The 16412-nt window shown below is 50.0% G+C and carries 12 protein-coding genes, 13 tRNA genes and 1 rRNA gene (1 of these 26 cut by a window edge); 25 read left to right on the top strand and 1 reads right to left on the bottom strand.

All coding sequences use genetic code 11. The features are described from left to right. The 10 genes from KZ483_RS04160 to KZ483_RS04205 all read left to right on the top strand — a co-directional run. Positions 1 to 27 (top strand) — tRNA-Ile (locus KZ483_RS04160) (it extends 50 nt beyond the left edge of the window). A gap of 12 nt (positions 28 to 39) precedes the next feature. Then, positions 40 to 115 (top strand) — tRNA-Ala (locus tag KZ483_RS04165). A 180-nt stretch (positions 116 to 295) separates the two neighbouring features. Continuing rightward, a 23S ribosomal RNA gene (locus tag KZ483_RS04170) occupies positions 296 to 3225 on the top strand. 115 nt (positions 3226 to 3340) lie between these two features. Continuing rightward, a tRNA-Asn gene (locus tag KZ483_RS04175) sits at positions 3341 to 3416 on the top strand. 4 nt (positions 3417 to 3420) lie between these two features. Next, positions 3421 to 3496 (top strand) — tRNA-Thr (locus KZ483_RS04180). A gap of 8 nt (positions 3497 to 3504) precedes the next feature. Then, positions 3505 to 3579, top strand: a tRNA-Glu gene (locus KZ483_RS04185). Between the two features lie 14 nt (positions 3580 to 3593). Further along, positions 3594 to 3669: transfer RNA gene (locus KZ483_RS04190), tRNA-Val, on the top strand. Between the two features lie 4 nt (positions 3670 to 3673). Continuing rightward, a tRNA-Gln gene (locus KZ483_RS04195) sits at positions 3674 to 3748 on the top strand. A 9-nt stretch (positions 3749 to 3757) separates the two neighbouring features. Next, positions 3758 to 3833 (top strand) — tRNA-Lys (locus KZ483_RS04200). Positions 3834 to 3869: 36 nt separating this feature from the next. Next, positions 3870 to 3952 (top strand) — tRNA-Leu (locus KZ483_RS04205). A 144-nt stretch (positions 3953 to 4096) separates the two neighbouring features. Here the strand turns inward: KZ483_RS04205 and KZ483_RS04210 are convergent. Then, a complete protein-coding gene (locus tag KZ483_RS04210; RefSeq protein ID WP_258881531.1) occupies positions 4097 to 5152 on the bottom strand; it encodes an AraC family transcriptional regulator in 1056 nt (351 codons plus the stop codon). A gap of 23 nt (positions 5153 to 5175) precedes the next feature. Between KZ483_RS04210 and KZ483_RS04215 the strand changes: the two genes are divergently transcribed. The 15 genes from KZ483_RS04215 to KZ483_RS04280 all read left to right on the top strand — a co-directional run bounded on the left by KZ483_RS04215 (position 5176) and on the right by KZ483_RS04280 (position 16319). Continuing rightward, a complete protein-coding gene (locus KZ483_RS04215) occupies positions 5176 to 6507 on the top strand; it encodes an ABC transporter substrate-binding protein (RefSeq protein WP_220351491.1) in 1332 nt (443 codons plus the stop codon). Positions 6508 to 6563: 56 nt separating this feature from the next. Next, the gene (locus tag KZ483_RS04220) at positions 6564 to 7517 is read left to right on the top strand and encodes a carbohydrate ABC transporter permease (RefSeq protein ID WP_220351492.1); all 954 of its coding nucleotides are present in this window, start codon (positions 6564 to 6566) and stop codon (positions 7515 to 7517) included. A gap of 13 nt (positions 7518 to 7530) precedes the next feature. Then, on the top strand, positions 7531 to 8358 hold the full coding sequence (locus KZ483_RS04225) for a carbohydrate ABC transporter permease (protein WP_220351493.1): 828 nt from the start codon (positions 7531 to 7533) through the stop codon (positions 8356 to 8358). 134 nt (positions 8359 to 8492) lie between these two features. Next, positions 8493 to 9350: an ABC transporter ATP-binding protein gene (locus KZ483_RS04230; RefSeq protein ID WP_220351494.1), complete on the top strand. Its 858-nt coding sequence runs from the start codon at positions 8493 to 8495 to the stop codon at positions 9348 to 9350. Next, entirely contained in the window at positions 9350 to 10144 is a 795-nt protein-coding gene (locus KZ483_RS04235; protein ID WP_220351495.1) for a (2Fe-2S)-binding protein, read from the top strand. Before KZ483_RS04230 ends, KZ483_RS04235 begins: the two co-directional genes overlap by 1 nt. A gap of 103 nt (positions 10145 to 10247) precedes the next feature. After that, positions 10248 to 10322, top strand: a tRNA-Gly gene (locus KZ483_RS04240). Positions 10323 to 10328: 6 nt separating this feature from the next. Beyond that, positions 10329 to 10405: transfer RNA gene (locus KZ483_RS04245), tRNA-Arg, on the top strand. A 26-nt stretch (positions 10406 to 10431) separates the two neighbouring features. Continuing rightward, positions 10432 to 10508, top strand: a tRNA-Pro gene (locus KZ483_RS04250). Positions 10509 to 10517: 9 nt separating this feature from the next. Further along, positions 10518 to 10591: transfer RNA gene (locus tag KZ483_RS04255), tRNA-Gly, on the top strand. After that, positions 10564 to 10902, top strand: coding sequence for a sporulation protein Cse60 (locus tag KZ483_RS04260; protein ID WP_220351496.1), 339 nt, complete (start codon positions 10564 to 10566; stop codon positions 10900 to 10902). Before KZ483_RS04255 ends, KZ483_RS04260 begins: the two co-directional genes overlap by 28 nt. A 255-nt stretch (positions 10903 to 11157) precedes the next feature. Then, a complete protein-coding gene (ppc, locus tag KZ483_RS04265) occupies positions 11158 to 13965 on the top strand; it encodes a phosphoenolpyruvate carboxylase (protein WP_220351497.1) in 2808 nt (935 codons plus the stop codon). Between the two features lie 120 nt (positions 13966 to 14085). Then, a complete protein-coding gene (locus tag KZ483_RS04270; RefSeq protein WP_258881532.1) occupies positions 14086 to 14775 on the top strand; it encodes an EamA family transporter in 690 nt (229 codons plus the stop codon). Next, complete coding sequence (locus tag KZ483_RS28275; protein WP_258881533.1) at positions 14772 to 15017, top strand: EamA family transporter; 246 nt, start codon at positions 14772 to 14774, stop codon at positions 15015 to 15017. The genes KZ483_RS04270 and KZ483_RS28275 overlap by 4 nt, the downstream gene beginning before the upstream one ends. After that, on the top strand, positions 15004 to 15570 hold the full coding sequence (gene sigW, locus KZ483_RS04275; protein ID WP_220351498.1) for an RNA polymerase sigma factor SigW: 567 nt from the start codon (positions 15004 to 15006) through the stop codon (positions 15568 to 15570). Before KZ483_RS28275 ends, sigW begins: the two co-directional genes overlap by 14 nt. 116 nt (positions 15571 to 15686) lie before the next feature. Beyond that, positions 15687 to 16319 carry an anti-sigma factor family protein gene (locus tag KZ483_RS04280; RefSeq protein ID WP_309568640.1) on the top strand — a complete coding sequence of 211 codons (633 nt, stop codon included), beginning with the start codon at positions 15687 to 15689 and terminating at the stop codon, positions 16317 to 16319. Positions 16320 to 16412 lie beyond the last annotated feature (93 nt).

Genomic DNA, 16412 nt, shown 5'->3' on the forward strand with positions numbered 1-16412 from the left:
GTGGTTCGAGTCCACTAAGGCCCACCATCTAACTTAAACGGGGCCATAGCTCAGCTGGGAGAGCGCCTGCCTTGCAAGCAGGAGGTCAGGAGTTCGATCCTCCTTGGCTCCACCAAAAGTGTTATCGACATTGCACCTTGAAAACTGGATACGAACAAATGAAACATCCTTTAGCTAAGTGTTACTTAATGCAGCGTAGGTGCTGCGAATGGATGCGACTTTTGCCGGCTTTTCCTCCACATTATGTGGGGGAAAGAAGACGGCAACGGGAGCAGCCATCGCGGCACCGGAGCCAGGTTAAGCTAGTAAGAGCGCACGGAGGATGCCTAGGCGCTAGGAGCCGATGAAGGACGTGGCGAACAACGAAATGCCTCGGGGAGCCGTAAGCAGGCTTTGATCCGGGGATGTCCGAATGGGGAAACCCGGCTGTCGTAATGGGCAGTCACTCTTGACTGAATTCATAGGTCAAGTGGAGGCATACCAGGGGAACTGAAACATCTAAGTACCCTGAGGAAGAGAAAACAATAGTGATTCCGTCAGTAGCGGCGAGCGAACGCGGATTAGCCCAAACCAGGGAGCTTGCTTCCTGGGGTTGTGGGACGTCTCACATGGAGTTACAAAGGTGTTGGGTAGACGAAGAGGTCTGGAAAGGCCCGCCATAGAAGGTAAAAGCCCTGTAGCCGAAAGTCAGCACTCTCCGAGACGGATCCCGAGTACCGCGAGACACGTGAAACCTCGTGGGAATCCGGCAGGACCATCTGCCAAGGCTAAATACTCCCTAGCGACCGATAGTGAAGCAGTACCGTGAGGGAAAGGTGAAAAGCACCGCGGAAGCGGAGTGAAAAAGAACCTGAAACCGTGCGCTTACAAAAAGTCAGAGCCCGTTATAGGGGTGATGGCGTGCCTTTTGTAGAATGAACCGGCGAGTTACGTTCCCGTGCAAGGTTAAGGTGAGAAGCCGGAGCCGCAGCGAAAGCGAGTCTGAATAGGGCGCATGAGTACGTGGACGTAGACCCGAAACCGTGTGATCTACCCCTGTCCAGGGTGAAGGTGCGGTAACACGCACTGGAGGCCCGAACCCACGAATGTTGAAAAATTCGGGGATGAGGTGGGGGTAGCGGAGAAATTCCAATCGAACTCGGAGATAGCTGGTTCTCCCCGAAATAGCTTTAGGGCTAGCCTCGGAGTAAAGAGTCATGGAGGTAGAGCACTGATTGGGTGCGGGCCCGCCAAGGGTTACCAAGTCCAGTCAAACTCCGAATGCCATGTACTTATATCCGGGAGTCAGACGGTGAGTGCTAAGATCCATCGTCAAGAGGGAAACAGCCCAGACCATCAGCTAAGGTCCCCAAGTGTGTGTTAAGTGGGAAAGGATGTGGAGTTGCCCAGACAACCAGGATGTTGGCTTAGAAGCAGCCACCATTTAAAGAGTGCGTAATAGCTCACTGGTCGAGTGACTCTGCGCCGAAAATGTAACGGGGCTAAACACGCCACCGAAGCTATGGCTAGATACGAAAGTGTCTTGGGGTAGGGGAGCGTTGTATGCAGGTTGAAGTCAGACCGTAAGGACTGGTGGACGACATACAAGTGAGAATGCCGGTATGAGTAACGAAAAGACAAGTGAGAATCTTGTCCGCCGAAAGCCTAAGGGTTCCTGAGGAAGGCTCGTCCGCTCAGGGTAAGTCGGGACCTAAGGCGAGGCCGAAAGGCGTAGTCGAAGGACAACAGGTTGATATTCCTGTACCACCGTAAGCCGTTATGAGCAATGGGGTGACGCAGAAGGGTAGTGACGCGGCCTGATGGAATAGGCCGTCCAAGCAGTGAGGCTGGTTGATAGGTAAATCCGTTAACCGATAAAGCTGGGCTGTGATGGGGAGGGAAAATTACAGTACCGAAGGTCATGTGCTCCCGCTGCCGAGAAAAGCCTCTAGCCAGGTGATGGTGCCCGTACCGCAAACCGACACAGGTAGGCGAGCAGAGCATGCTAAGGCGCGCGGAAGAACTCTCGTTAAGGAACTCGGCAAAATGACCCCGTAACTTCGGGAGAAGGGGTGCCTCGGTAGGGTGAATAGCCCGAGGGGGCCGCAGTGAAAAGGCCCAAGCGACTGTTTAGCAAAAACACAGGTCTGTGCGAAGCCGTAAGGCGAAGTATACGGGCTGACGCCTGCCCGGTGCTGGAAGGTTAAGGGGAGTGGTAAGGGGCAACCCGAAGCTATGAACCGAAGCCCCAGTAAACGGCGGCCGTAACTATAACGGTCCTAAGGTAGCGAAATTCCTTGTCAGGTAAATTCTGACCCGCACGAATGGCGTAACGACTTGGGCGCTGTCTCAACGAGAGATCCGGTGAAATTTTAATACCTGTGAAGATGCAGGTTACCCGCGACAAGACGGAAAGACCCCATGGAGCTTTACTGCAGCTTGATATTGGACTTTGGTACGATCTGTACAGGATAGGTGGGAGCCTTGGAAGCCGGAGCGCCAGCTTCGGTGGAGGCATCGTTGGGATACCACCCTGATCGTATCGGAGTTCTAACCTGGTACCGTCATCCGGTACAGGGACCGTGTCAGGTGGGCAGTTTGACTGGGGCGGTCGCCTCCTAAAATGTAACGGAGGCGCCCAAAGGTTCCCTCAGAATGGTTGGAAATCATTCGTAGCGTGCAAAGGCATAAGGGAGCTTGACTGCGAGACCTACAAGTCGAGCAGGGACGAAAGTCGGGCTTAGTGATCCGGTGGTACCGCATGGAAGGGCCATCGCTCAACGGATAAAAGCTACCCTGGGGATAACAGGCTTATCTCCCCCAAGAGTCCACATCGACGGGGAGGTTTGGCACCTCGATGTCGGCTCATCGCATCCTGGGGCTGAAGTAGGTCCCAAGGGTTGGGCTGTTCGCCCATTAAAGCGGTACGCGAGCTGGGTTCAGAACGTCGTGAGACAGTTCGGTCCCTATCTGTCGCGGGCGTAGGAAATTTGAGAGGAGCTGTCCTTAGTACGAGAGGACCGGGATGGACGTACCGCTGGTGTACCAGTTGTTCCGCCAGGAGCACCGCTGGGTAGCCAAGTACGGACGGGATAAGCGCTGAAAGCATCTAAGCGTGAAGCCCCCCTCAAGATGAGATTTCCCAATTCGTAAGACCCCTGGTAGACGACCAGGTTGATAGGTTCGAGGTGGAAGCGCAGCAATGCGTGCAGCTGACGAATACTAATCGGTCGAGGGCTTATCCTACGAACGTTCACCTGAACGTTCACTTCGCACGCTGCTCTTAGGTTAACGTAAGACTAAAGGAGTTTCACAACTGTTCGTATCCAGTTTTCAGGGTGTAATTAACCCGAAATATCGTTCCCTGATAGCTCAGTTGGTAGAGCACTCGACTGTTAATCGAGTTGTCACAGGTTCGAGTCCTGTTCGGGGAGCCATTATGCTCTCATAGCTCAGTAGGTAGAGTGCATCCATGGTAAGGATGAGGTCACCGGTTCGATCCCGGTTGAGAGCTCCAGTACATATGGCCCGTTGGTCAAGGGGTTAAGACACCTCCCTTTCACGGAGGTAACAGGGGTTCGAATCCCCTACGGGTCACCATCCACAACTTTCCTGGAGGCTTAGCTCAGCTGGGAGAGCATCTGCCTTACAAGCAGAGGGTCGGCGGTTCGATCCCGTCAGCCTCCACCATTAATGGGGATTAGCCAAGCGGTAAGGCAACGGACTTTGACTCCGTCATTCCTAGGTTCGAATCCTAGATCCCCAGCCATTTTATTTTGAGCCATTAGCTCAGTTGGTAGAGCACCTGACTTTTAATCAGGGTGTCGAAGGTTCGAGTCCTTCATGGCTCACCATTTTCTACCTAATTGAAAATGGTTCATACAAATCGTGCGCGTATGGCGGAATTGGCAGACGCACCAGACTTAGGATCTGGCGGGCGACCGTGGGGGTTCAAGTCCCTCTACGCGCACCAACTACATAAATCAAGCTCTCACGATCTTATGATCCTGAGAGCTTTTTTTATTTTATAGCGTTAAATACCGCATAAAACGAGGTATGCTGCCCACGTGGGTTTCAGAGTCGATTGATACTTAATTCAGCATTGATGCACGGAAACTTAATGATTGTTGGTATGATTTTTATAAAACGCTTTTCTATACTCTGTGGGAGTCATGTTTTCATATGTTTTAAAAAGGCGCATGAAGTACTTATCATCGTGTATCCCGATTTTTTCGGATATTGACTTTATACTTCTCGAGCTTCGGGTAAGAAGATCCTTCGCCTTGGAAACTTTGATAAGATGGATATACTCCTGTAGGTTATAGCCGGTTCTCTTTTTGAAAAACCGCGAGAGATAGTCTTTATTGTAGTTAAATTTCTCAGCAATCATCGAAACCTGCAGGTCTTCAAGGGCGTGGATTCGGATCCATTCAATTATTGCCGCGATGTTGCGTTCGCCCTGGGGTTTTTCCGGAGATTTCTGATGATCGCTAATCATCTGTTCCGATAATTCGATCAGCAGGGAGGTGGCTATATAATGTGCCGCCTGCCGCGAATAATAATTGGCATTTGCAACATGCTGGAGCTGCTGGAATAAGATATTTACCTTTTCGATTGCAGCTGGCTTAGAGAGAATCGGCAGGTATACATTCGAGCAGAATTTTACGAAATCAGGCTTGTTCAGATCAGACAATTCATCATCTAAACACCCCTCGTCTAGGAGCTCATAGTGCTCATTGGTCAGAAAATGAAACCAGAAGAACGAAACGCCTTCTTCGCATTCCTTATACCCATTATGAGCGCTGCCCGGAAGAAGCAGCAAAACATCACCCGGCTTTACCTCGTACTGTCTAAGATTCTGCTCGATGTAGAGGCATTTGTGAACCCCGATGATGATCTCAAATGAATCAATGGACCGATTTGCATGGCGCCACGGAGCATCTGACATAAAGTGTCCGCAGCTGATAAACTCGACCGGCTTTTTGATGGATGTCTTTAAGAACGTCATGATGTCGCCTCCCGCTGTCAATTGGAAAAAGAAAGCGATTACAATAAGTCGGATTCGTCCACCTAATGTTGTTGAGCGACTACTTACACAGATAAAAGCTTGTGATATTATGAACGTGTAATCGGTTACTATCTCCGTGTAACATCGAAAGAGAAGCCTGTTCAATTATTTGGAGGAGGGTCTTTCAGATGAGAAATGCTCGGACTATTCTTATTGTGCTGCTATGCTCATTAGTGGTTGCCGCTTGCTCTAGCGGTGGTGGAAGCGGCACGGGGGACAACACAAGTTCCGGTAATACGGCTGCAACCGGAAAGGGAAAAGTTACGCTGAAGTTTATGGGCTGGGAAGCAAGTCCTCTGGAAACGAAAAGCGTCAAGAAGGGCATAGAGAAATTCATGAAGGAGAATCCCAATATTAAAGTCGATTATCAACCGGTTCCAGGTGCGCAATATACACAGAAATTACTGACCATGCTGGCCGGGAATGCGGCTCCGGACGTGTTCTTTCTTGGCGCTACCGATTACCGCGCATTCCAGAAACGGAATGTACTGCTTGATTTAACGACCATGTTCGAATCGGAAATGTCATTAAACGAATTCATTCCTTCAGCAGCGAAAATAATGGATATCGGCGGAAAAATTTACGGAGTCAGCAGTTGTACCGTTTCACCCGTACTTTATTATAACAAAGCGGTATTTGATAAGGCAAACATGGAATATCCGCCGAGTGACCCTTCCAAAGCATGGACCTGGGAGGAGTTCCGCGACGCGGCCAAAAAATTGACATTTAAAGCCGGGGATAAAGTTACGCAGTACGGCGCCTTCGGCCTTGAAAATTTCTATATGACCGCTGCAGAAATTATTTCGAACGATGGAAACATCTTCACAGGCGATAATGCGCAAATGGCTTTGAATTCAGCGGAAGCCAAAGCAGTCATGCAGAGTGTATTGGACTTGCGCGTGAAGGACGGTGCCTCGCCAACCGCCAAAACGCTGGAAAGCATTGGAATGAAGGCGAATCAGATGCTGCAAACCGGCAAGGTAGCTATGGTAGTTGACGGTTCCTGGTCGCTTCAGGAGCTTGCGACGATGGGATTCCCGGTTGGCGTTGCCGCTTTGCCCAAGTTCAAGAATGCGGTTACGCACGGTCAGGCACATGTTCATGCTGCGTCAGCGAATACGAAGCATCCGCAGGAGGCCTGGGAGCTTCTGAAGTTCCTGTCCTCGGAAGAATATCAAACCGATTTGATCAGTGAAGGCTTGTGGATGCCAAACCGGAAATCGCTCTACACTGAAGATGGAATCAAGAAATGGTATAACAGCAAAGTGCACCCGGAAGGGTTTAAGGAATTGGTAAAATTTTTTGAAAGTGCAGAATCTTATCCATTTGCCTTAATCACACAAAATAAAGTGAATGACATAATAACGGAAGAAACCGATAAACTGTGGTATTCCGGCCAATCTGTCGACGATACGATGAAGAACATTGAAACCAGGTCGAACATTGAGCTTGCAAAATGAGAAAAGAAGCCCCGGAAGCCGATTCTGGGGCTTTTTTACAAATGGGGTGACGATATATGAATGCGGAAAATCGACTGGCCGGCACCAGCGTTGAAAAACAGCAGCTTGCATCGCCATCCGGGCACACTTCTACTGTCAGAGGACTGCTGCGTAAAGACGCCACATGGGCTGCGCTGCTGCTGCTGCCCAATATTATAGGATTTCTTGCATTTACTCTGATTCCGGTCATTGCGTCCTTTATTCTCAGCTTTACTTCATGGGATATGCTGTCCCCGATGAAGTGGGTAGGTTTGCAAAACTACACCGATCTGCTGAATGACCAAACGTTTATTAAAGTGTTCTGGAATACGATCTATTTTGCCGGTGTATCGGTACCTGCAGGCATAGTGATTTCGTTGTTTCTCGGCGTTGCGCTTGATCAGAATATCCGCTTCAAGAAGTTTTACAGGGCGGCTTATTTCCTGCCTGTCGTCTCATCCATGGTGGCGGTTGCAGTAGTGTGGCAGTTCATTTACAACCCGGAATACGGCTTGCTTAATTACTTTCTCGACTTGGTCGGCATTAACGGTCCCGATTGGCTGACCAGCACGGTATGGGCAATGCCTGCTGTGATCATAACAAGCATCTGGAAAAACCTCGGATTCAATATGCTTATTTTTCTTGCAGGGCTGCAGGGAATATCCGATAGCTACTATGAAGCGGCGGATATCGATGGAGCAAAGCGGCATCAGAAATTCATGTACATCACGATCCCGCTTCTTTCGCCAACGACCTTCTTTGTAACTGTTATCTCTTTCATCGGTTCGTTCCAGGTATTTGATACGGTGTTCCTGATGACGCAGGGCGGACCTGCACGCTCAACCTCCGTTATGGTTCATTACTTATATGAAAATGCGTTCAAGTATTTCAACATGGGTTATGCGAGCGCCATGGCGTACATCCTTTTCTTCATGGTCTTCATTATTACGATGATACAATTTTGGCGCCAGAAAAAATGGGGCTTGTATTAGGAGGACAGAAAACATGAGGAAAAACATCTATTTAAGCATCAGTGCGCATCTTATTCTGCTTGCCGGGGCGATAACGATGATCCTGCCTTTTATATGGACGATCAGCACTTCACTCAAACAGCTTAGTGAAGTATTTGTTTTTCCGCCCAAGCTGTTTGGGGAAAAGCTTCAGTGGGAGAATTACTTGCATATTTCCGATCGTTTCCCGTTTGGGACTTACTTTTGGAACAGTTTGAAAATATCGGTTATGGTTGTCATAGCACAGCTTATTACCAGCTCCATGGCCGGATTCGTGTTCGCCCGGCTTCGATTCAAGTACCGGGAGCCGTTGTTCGGTCTTTATGTCGCTACGATGATGGTTCCCGCGCAAGTAATGATGATTCCGAATTTTATTATCATGCGAAGCTATAATATGATTGACACCCACTGGTCCTTGGTTTTGCCCGCGCTTGTTTCGGCTTTCGGCACATTTCTGCTGCGCCAATTTTTCCTGACGATCCCCTCCTCGCTTGAGGATGCCGCCAAAATCGACGGATGTACTCCGTTTGGCGTTTATTGGCGAGTATTTATTCCGCTGTCAAAACCGGCTATGGCAACTTTAGGCGTATTTGTGTTTATGGGGACGTGGAACGAATTTCTGGCACCGCTCGTCTATATTAATTCGCAAAATAAAATGACGCTGCCGCTCGGACTTGCTTCCATGCAGGGGATGTACTCAACGGATTGGCCTGTTCTCATGGCGGGGACGGTAATGAGTATAATTCCGCTTATCGCGATATTTTTCCTGGCGCAGGATTTCTTCATTAAAGGCGTTACGCTGTCAGGTTTAAAAGGAGAATAAAGTTCCCGAATTGGCGATCTCTGGTGAAACAATACTTGACGAATGAATTGAGAATGGTTATCATTTGAGGAGATGGTGAGAACAATTATCATTTTCCATATAAAAGCTTGAAATTTGAAGGGAGCCGGTACAGTTTGGTTCGTTTAATTACATCGCAATTGGATATAAGCTATGAGAATAAAATTATTGTAGGAAATCTTTCTGTCGCGATCCCTCATGGGAAAATTACTGCGCTCGTCGGTGCTAACGGCTCGGGTAAGTCAACCATTCTTAAAACGATGTCACGCATAATGGCTCCTTCGTCCGGGGTAGTGATGCTCGACGGTAAATCCATTCATAAGCAATCGACAAGGGAGGTGGCCAAACAGTTGGCCATTCTGCCGCAAAGTCCAGTGGCTCCCGATGGACTTGCAGTGTCTGAGCTTGTAGCATATGGGCGATTTCCCTATCAAAAAGGGTTCGGTATGCTTTCCCGTGAGGACCGTTCTGTCATTCAATGGGCGATTGAAGCAACCGGTATGTCCGAGTTTGCGGATCGTGCCATCGATCAATTGTCAGGCGGGCAGCGTCAGCGTGCGTGGATTGCAATGGCGCTTGCTCAGCAAACCGATATTTTATTTCTTGATGAGCCCACTACATTTCTGGATATGGCTCACCAGCTTGAGGTCCTGGAACTGCTGAGACAGTTAAATGAAAGTTCCGGGCGAACAATAATAATGGTGGTGCATGATTTAAACCATGCTTCCCGTTATGCTGATCATGTGATTGCAATTAAACAAGGAAAAGTCTCCGCTGAAGGTACGCCTCAAGAGGTAATGACTACGGAAGTACTGCGGGACGTGTTCGGGATTGAAGCAGATGTTATTCCCGACCCGCGAACGGGCTTGCCTCTCTGTTTGCCGTATTCTCTCGTGCGGCATGAAGATCAGCCTAAACAAAGGATAAGTGAGAATGGCGTTCCAGTGGGATCCTTGTTGGCGGTATCGGGCTAATGAGTGCAACTCTGACTCCGGAGCAATTGGAGAATGAATACCATATTCTGTTCCAGCGACCTGAGAGTGTGCAATTTGAGTGTTCATTCGAAAATTTGGTGCAGCCGGCAGCGGCAAGCAGATTTCTGCAGCTATATGCCAAAGCACTTAAAGCTAAAGATTTAACTCCTGCAGCGACATATTTCGCTTCCTGGCTCCAGGGGTTGTGCAGTGCAGCGCAATCGATGATGTCTTTAAGCGGATCTTCAATGAATTGGTCGCTTTCCAATTGGAGTCTTCTTATGTACAGGAGAGGCGATTATACCGTATTGGCCTTCCTACCGACCTTCCCCAATATTATTCAGGCAGCAGAGGAGAACCGTGATTTATGGCGCTCCAATCTGCTTGGGCTGCTGTTTGGGGGCACCGTCCGTCCATTAATAGAAATAATGACATTGGAAACGGGATTGAACAGCGGACATCTATGGGCGCTCCTGGCAACCGGCATGTACAACCACAAATGTCGTATCCAGTCGTTCCAGCAACCTGATTCGCTATTGTTTAATCAAGTGCAATCGGATTGGGATTACATACAAGAGATGGAGGGGTCCGTCTTTGGACGTCAAAGCAATCCACTGGCAGTTAAGTTTCGCATGGTGTATGATCCGAGAAATCCCGGTGAGAAGCTGCCGGTTAAAGCGTCCTGCTGTCTCGCGTACTTGACCGAAGGACATGGATATTGCTATACTTGCCCGAAGTTAACGGCAGACCAGAGGGTTCAAGTGGGGAAGGATCTTGTCGCCAGGTTCTATTGAATATTCTGAATAGTTTTTCTTTGAAAAAACATTTGCATTTTGTCCAAGGGCGTGATATATTATTACTTGTCGCGCTTGAGATAATTCGACTGAAACGAAAAATGCGGAAGTGGCTCAGCGGTAGAGCATCGCCTTGCCAAGGCGAGGGTCGCGGGTTCGATTCCCGTCTTCCGCTCCATAATATGTGCCCATAGCTCAGCTGGATAGAGCGTTTGACTACGAATCAAAAGGTCGGGAGTTCGAATCTCTCTGGGCACGCCATTTAACATTAAAGCAGATATTCATAACGGGACGTAGCTCAGCTTGGTAGAGCACCTGGTTTGGGACCAGGGGGTCGCATGTTCAAATCGTGTCGTCCCGACCATAATCTGCTGCGGGTGTAGTTCAATGGTAGAACTCCAGCCTTCCAAGCTGGTAGCGTGGGTTCGATTCCCATCACCCGCTCCAACAATGACATCAATCGAGAAGCCTTTCTACTAGGCTTCTTTTTGCATTTGACGCACAGGCAGGATAAAGCATCCGATTTGCCGAATCTTTTTAGTAAAGAGGAGGTGACCCGTTTGCCAAAGCAGGTGAAGATATTCACTTCAAGTATTCCTGATGAGCTTGAAAACCAGGTCAACGAATTTCTCGGAACACTGGATAGCAGTGATGTTATTGATGTCGAGTATCGAACAATGTCGGCTATATCGACTGAGGACGATGGCGTTACTGAGCCGTCCGGACTTTTTTCAGTGCTGGTATTTTATAAAGAATGAGTATAAGCTGCAGTTCATGAGCCAAACCAGAGCCTCGAGCTTCGAGGCTTTTTTTTCGTGGGTCAAAATCACGGATAGTGAACCGGGAAGTGTGACCCATCAAGGCTTTACCATTTTTATCAGATGGACGAAAAAGCTTCAACCGTTCTTTATTTTGTAGTATGATGGTTAAAGTGAAAAAAGACGTCCGCAGGGCATGCGGGCGCGAATGCTGCGATGTGGTTTTGCTGGAGCAAAACTTGAGGAGGATTAATCATGTCGGAACAGACTGCATCGACATTAACGGCCAACCGACCGCACTCGAACAATTTATTACGTCGGGATGTTCGTTTTCTGGGCAATATATTAGGGGATGTGCTCGTACACCAAGGCGGCCACGAGCTTCTCGAAATCGTGGAGAAGATACGCGAAATGAGCAAGGCTCTGCGCGCGGAATTTGTGCCCGAGCTGTATGACGAATTTAAAAGCGTTATCGATGCGCTAAGTCCCGAGAATCGCCATCAGGTGATCAGGGCATTCGCGATTTACTTCCAGCTGGTTAATATTGCAGAGCAGAACCACCGGATTCGCCGCAAACGGGATTATGAACGCTCCGCAGGGGAGACGGTACAGCCGGGCTCCATTGAAAGCGCCGTTCAGGTATTGAAGGAACAAGGGATCGCCGTAAATGAAGTAAAGTCTATGATTGAAGGAATTTCTCTGGAGCTTGTCATGACGGCTCATCCAACGGAAGCGACCAGACGCGCAGTGCTTGATATCCATCAGCGCATTGCAAGCCAGGTTATGGAGCTCGACAGCCCCACACTTACTTACCGTGAGCGTGAGAAACTGCGTGAGAAGCTGCTGAACGAAGTTCTTACCTTGTGGCAAACGGACGAGCTGCGCGACCGCAAGCCCACGGTCATCGATGAAGTGCGTAACGGAATGTACTATTTCGACGAGACGTTATTTGAGGTGCTTCCGAGCGTATATGAGGAACTTGAACGCTGTTTGGACAAGTACTATCCTGATGAGCGCTGGCACGTTCCGGCTTACCTCCGATTCGGAACCTGGATTGGCGGGGACCGGGACGGTAACCCTTCGGTTACGGCGAAGGTGACATGGGAGACGCTGACGCTCCAGCGGGGACTGGTACTGGACAAGTATGAGGAGCTTCTTAAGAATTTGATGGGCCAGCTGAGCTTCAGCACTAATATTGTTACGGTATCAGACGAGCTGCTGCAATCAATGAAGCGTGACCGGGAGCAGGTCGAGCTGCGCAGCGTGGAAATGTGGCGCAACGAGAAGGAACCGTACAAGGTTAAGCTGTGCTATATGCTTGAGAAGCTGGCGAACACGCGCAATGACGCCTTGAAAGGCTCTCCAAGCCGTTACAATAGTGCGGAGGATCTTAAGGACGATTTGCTGCTTATCGACACAAGCCTTCGCCAGCATTTCGCGGATTATGTTGCGGATACGCATATTCGCAAGCTAATTCGGCAGGTGGAGCTGTTCGGCTTCCATCTTGCTGCGCTGGATGTTCGTCAGCACAGCAAAGAGCATGAGAATGCGATGACCGAAGTACTTGCCAACATGAACATATCGGACAATTATGCCGCTCTTGGCGAGGAAGAAAAAATAGAACTGCTTCATCGTTTGCTGAACGATCCTCGTCCTCTTACTTCGCCGCACTTTGACTATTCGGAAAGCACGCGCGAATGCTTGGACGTATACCACACCATATACCGGGCACAGCAGGAATTCGGCGTTAACTGCATATCCAGCTATTTGATCAGCATGACGCAAGGCGCAAGCGATATGCTGGAAGTGATGGTTTTTGCCAAGGAAGTGGGTTTATTCCGGAAGGAGTCCGGGGGCAATATACGATGTACGCTGCAGGCTGTGCCGTTGTTTGAGACTATAGACGACCTTCATGCAGCTCCCGGCATCATGGAGCAGCTGTTTGCTCTTCCCATCTACCGCCAGGCGGTTGAAGCGCGGGGTAATCTGCATGAAATCATGCTGGGCTACTCGGACAGCAATAAAGATGGCGGCGTGGTAACCGCAAACTGGGAGCTGAGGGTGGCGTTAAATGCCATTACGAGTGCAGCCAGGAAGTTCAACGTAAAGCTGAAGTTTTTCCACGGCCGCGGCGGAGCGCTCGGACGCGGGGGAATGCCGCTGAACCGCAGCATTCTGGCCCAACCGCCGCACACGGTAGGCGGCGGCATCAAAATCACGGAGCAGGGCGAAGTGCTTTCGTCCCGTTATTCGATGAAGGGTATTGCATATCGCAGTCTGGAGCAGGCAACATGGGCGCTCGTTACTGCGGCGAGGCTGTCCAAATACCCGGAGCAGGAAGCAGCTGCTGTAGCCGAATGGGAGACGATTTCCAAGGGTATTTCCGAAACGGCTCTGCAGAAATACCAGGACTTGATTTTCCGCGATCCTGATTTTCTGACCTTCTTCAAGGAGTCGACGCCTCTACCGGAAATAGGCGAGCTGAATATCGGCTCAAGGCCGTCAAAACGGAAAAACAGCGACCGGTTCGAGGATTTACGCGCAATTCCATGGGTGTTCGCTTGGACGCAAAGCCGTTATTTGCTTCCGGCCTGGTATGCTGCCGGCACAGCGCTGCACAGCTATGTGCAGGATGATCCGCAGCGCCTGGAAACATTAAAAACGATGTATGGGCAGTTTCCGTTCTTTACGTCGCTCATTGACAATTTGCAGATGGCGCTCGCGAAAGCGGATCTGCTTATTGCCAAGGAGTATGCAGGCATGATTACGGATGCCCTTATACGCGATCGCATCTTCGCTCAGATCGAAGAGGAATATGAGCGGACGTCCCGGTTAATCCTACAGATAACGGGGCAAGCGGATATTCTTGATAATGTGCCGGTCATTCAGGAGTCGATCCGGCTGCGTAATCCATATGTGGATCCGCTCAGCTATATGCAGGTTCAGCTGCTTACCGAACTGCGCGAGCTTCGCTCACGCGGCGAAGAAGACGATCCGTTGCTTCTGCGTGAAGTGCTGCTTACCATCAACGGAATTGCGGCTGGTTTGCGAAATACGGGCTGATTAATTAATCCCGGGTTTTGTATAGGGCTGGACGCCCGGCGGCATATGGCCGTCCGGGCGTCCGGCTTTTTTTTGGTAGAGACGAGCGCTTCAAGGCATGTGTGAAAGGAGGATCTCCACATGAGGCGCGATCCGCTCTATTGGTTATCCGTACTGTCTGTCCTGCTTGGAGCATCCTGCTATGGGCTTCTATCGCCGTTTATCAAGCAGGCATATGAATCGGGCTTTACGTTTGAACAGGTAACGGTACATCAGACCGGCGTCGCTACGCTGTTCCTGTGGCTGATCGCTTTGGTGCGGTTAAAGCGGTGGAAGAACCCGTTTCGCGGTCCGTGGATCAAGCTTGCAGTCATTGGCACATGCGGAATTCTTCTGACGACGATATTATATAATCAAGCGCTCGAGAGGCTGGAGGCATCGATTGCGATCGTATTGCTTTTTCAGTTTACATGGATTACCATTTTGCTGGATAGCCTCTGGAACCGTAGATGGCCCGGCAAATTCCGTATGGCGGCGATTGTCGTCGTCATGGCCGGTACAGTACTTGCGGTTGGGCTGCTGGAAAACGATCTGACCCGTATTGATTCCGAGGGAGTCGTACTCGGCCTCTTGTCGGCTGTTACGTACAGTCTTTTTATTTGGTTGACCGGTCGACTGGACGCCGATATGGATCCGGTTATCAAATCCACTGTCATGATGAGCGCGGGTTTTGTGCTTGTAGCACTGCTGTTCGGTTCGAAGGCGGGAGCTGGTCAGTTTGAAGGAACGATTATGGCTGGGGAGTACTGCTTGGAACGCTCGGTCAGGTGATTCCGACAATTTTATTTAATGTAGGTATTCCGCGGATCGGCAGCAGTCTGTCGGCGCTTCTGGGGTCTATGGAGCTGCCGGTGGCGGCAATAGCGGCTTGGCTTGTGCTCGGGGAAGATTTAAGCTTTTGGAAATGGGTAGGAATTGGGCTGATCCTCATTGGGATCGGCATAGCCGAGCTTACGCCTCGCAGAATATGGGGCATTCGGCGCGTCTGGGGGAGAAACGGTGAAATCAGTTGAGGCGCGATTGGCGCAGTTGGCTCTAAAGGGCGATCAGCGGGCTTTTTCCGAGATCGTTGATATGTATCAGGACAAGCTTTATCATATGGCTTACCGGATGCTGTACAACCGCCAGGAAGCGGAAGATGTTGTGCAGGATACTTTTTTGCGTGTTTATAATAATCTTGAGCGGTATGACGATACGATGAAATTTTCGACATGGATTTACCGGATTGCGACCAATTTGTGTATCGACCGTCTGCGCAAAAGAAAGCCGGTTTATTCGCTTGACGCCGAATCGAACGATCACGAAGGGCTCGACGGATATGCGATGATCCCAAGCGACGACCGGACACCCGAGAGCGAACTGCTGCTTTCGGACACGCAGAGGATTATCCATCAGGCGATCGATACTCTTCCGGCGAAGTATAAATCGGTGATGGTACTTCGTTACCTGCAGGAGCTGTCCCTGCAGGAAATTGGCGAGGTTCTCGATATGCCGGTAACGACGGTCAAAACCCGCGTTCACCGCGGCAGGGAGTTCCTCCGCAAGAAGCTGGAGCATAAGCTGTAGTCGATGGCGGAGCTTTTTTATGTAAAATTTGGATTGAGTGCGATCTGCAAAAAAAGTGAAACATCATTGTCCGCCGCACGTAACGTATAATACTGCGAAACACAATGAGGAAAGGAATGGCTGCCATGAATTGCAATATCGCACTCGTTTGGATGCACGATTACTTGGACGACGAGCTTCCCCATGACGATGTGCTGCAGCTAAAAACCCATCTGCTTGCGTGCCCCGCTTGCCGGGAAAGGTTCGAGCAGTTGGAGCGGACTGAGGCGCTGACCCATAAATTGATGGATGCACGCATTGTCGCCGGTGCAGATCAATCTTTACAGCTTAAGAAGAGAATTATGAGCGGGCTCCCTCTGAAGAGGCGCAAGGCTGGCTGGACCAGATGGATTCGCAAACATCCGGCCGTCACGGTGGCCGCCGTATTTACCCTTGTTATGTTCTCAAGCTTTCTTGCGATGTGGCAGCAGGACACGGACCTTACGGTAAGAGGAACGGACCTGGCGCAGCTGGTCATAGAAGGCGATACGGTAACGGTGCCCGAGGGCGCGCTCGTAAAGGGCGATCTCACGATCGAGAACGGGAAAGCCAATGTACTCGGTGACGTTGATGGAAACGTGACGGTCATAGAAGGCTCATTGTATCAAGCGTCGACGGCCCATATTTCCGGAAAAGTTAAAACAATCGATCAGGCGCTGGACTGGTTTTGGTACAAAGTTACGCATTCGATTAGCAGTTTGGCCTACTGACCCGGCTGCCTCCCTTACCAGGGAGGTTTTTTTGCAAAAAAAAAGGATTTGCGGCCCCGTTTCTAGAAAACAATAAGGTTGAGATTCCGATAT

Origin of the sequence: Paenibacillus sp. sptzw28 (genome assembly GCF_019550795.1) — a bacterium.
Taxonomy (GTDB): Bacteria; Bacillota; Bacilli; order Paenibacillales; family Paenibacillaceae; genus Paenibacillus_Z.

Coding starts and splice junctions, on each gene's coding strand:
- KZ483_RS04225 (WP_220351493.1), top strand. CDS start 7,531: ATGAGGAAAAACATCTATTTAAGCATCAGTGCGCATCTTATTCTGCTT.
- KZ483_RS04280 (WP_309568640.1), top strand. CDS start 15,687: ATGGCTGCCATGAATTGCAATATCGCACTCGTTTGGATGCACGATTAC.
- ppc (WP_220351497.1), top strand. CDS start 11,158: ATGTCGGAACAGACTGCATCGACATTAACGGCCAACCGACCGCACTCG.
- KZ483_RS04215 (WP_220351491.1), top strand. CDS start 5,176: ATGAGAAATGCTCGGACTATTCTTATTGTGCTGCTATGCTCATTAGTG.
- KZ483_RS04220 (WP_220351492.1), top strand. CDS start 6,564: ATGAATGCGGAAAATCGACTGGCCGGCACCAGCGTTGAAAAACAGCAG.
- KZ483_RS04270 (WP_258881532.1), top strand. CDS start 14,086: ATGAGGCGCGATCCGCTCTATTGGTTATCCGTACTGTCTGTCCTGCTT.
- KZ483_RS04235 (WP_220351495.1), top strand. CDS start 9,350: ATGAGTGCAACTCTGACTCCGGAGCAATTGGAGAATGAATACCATATT.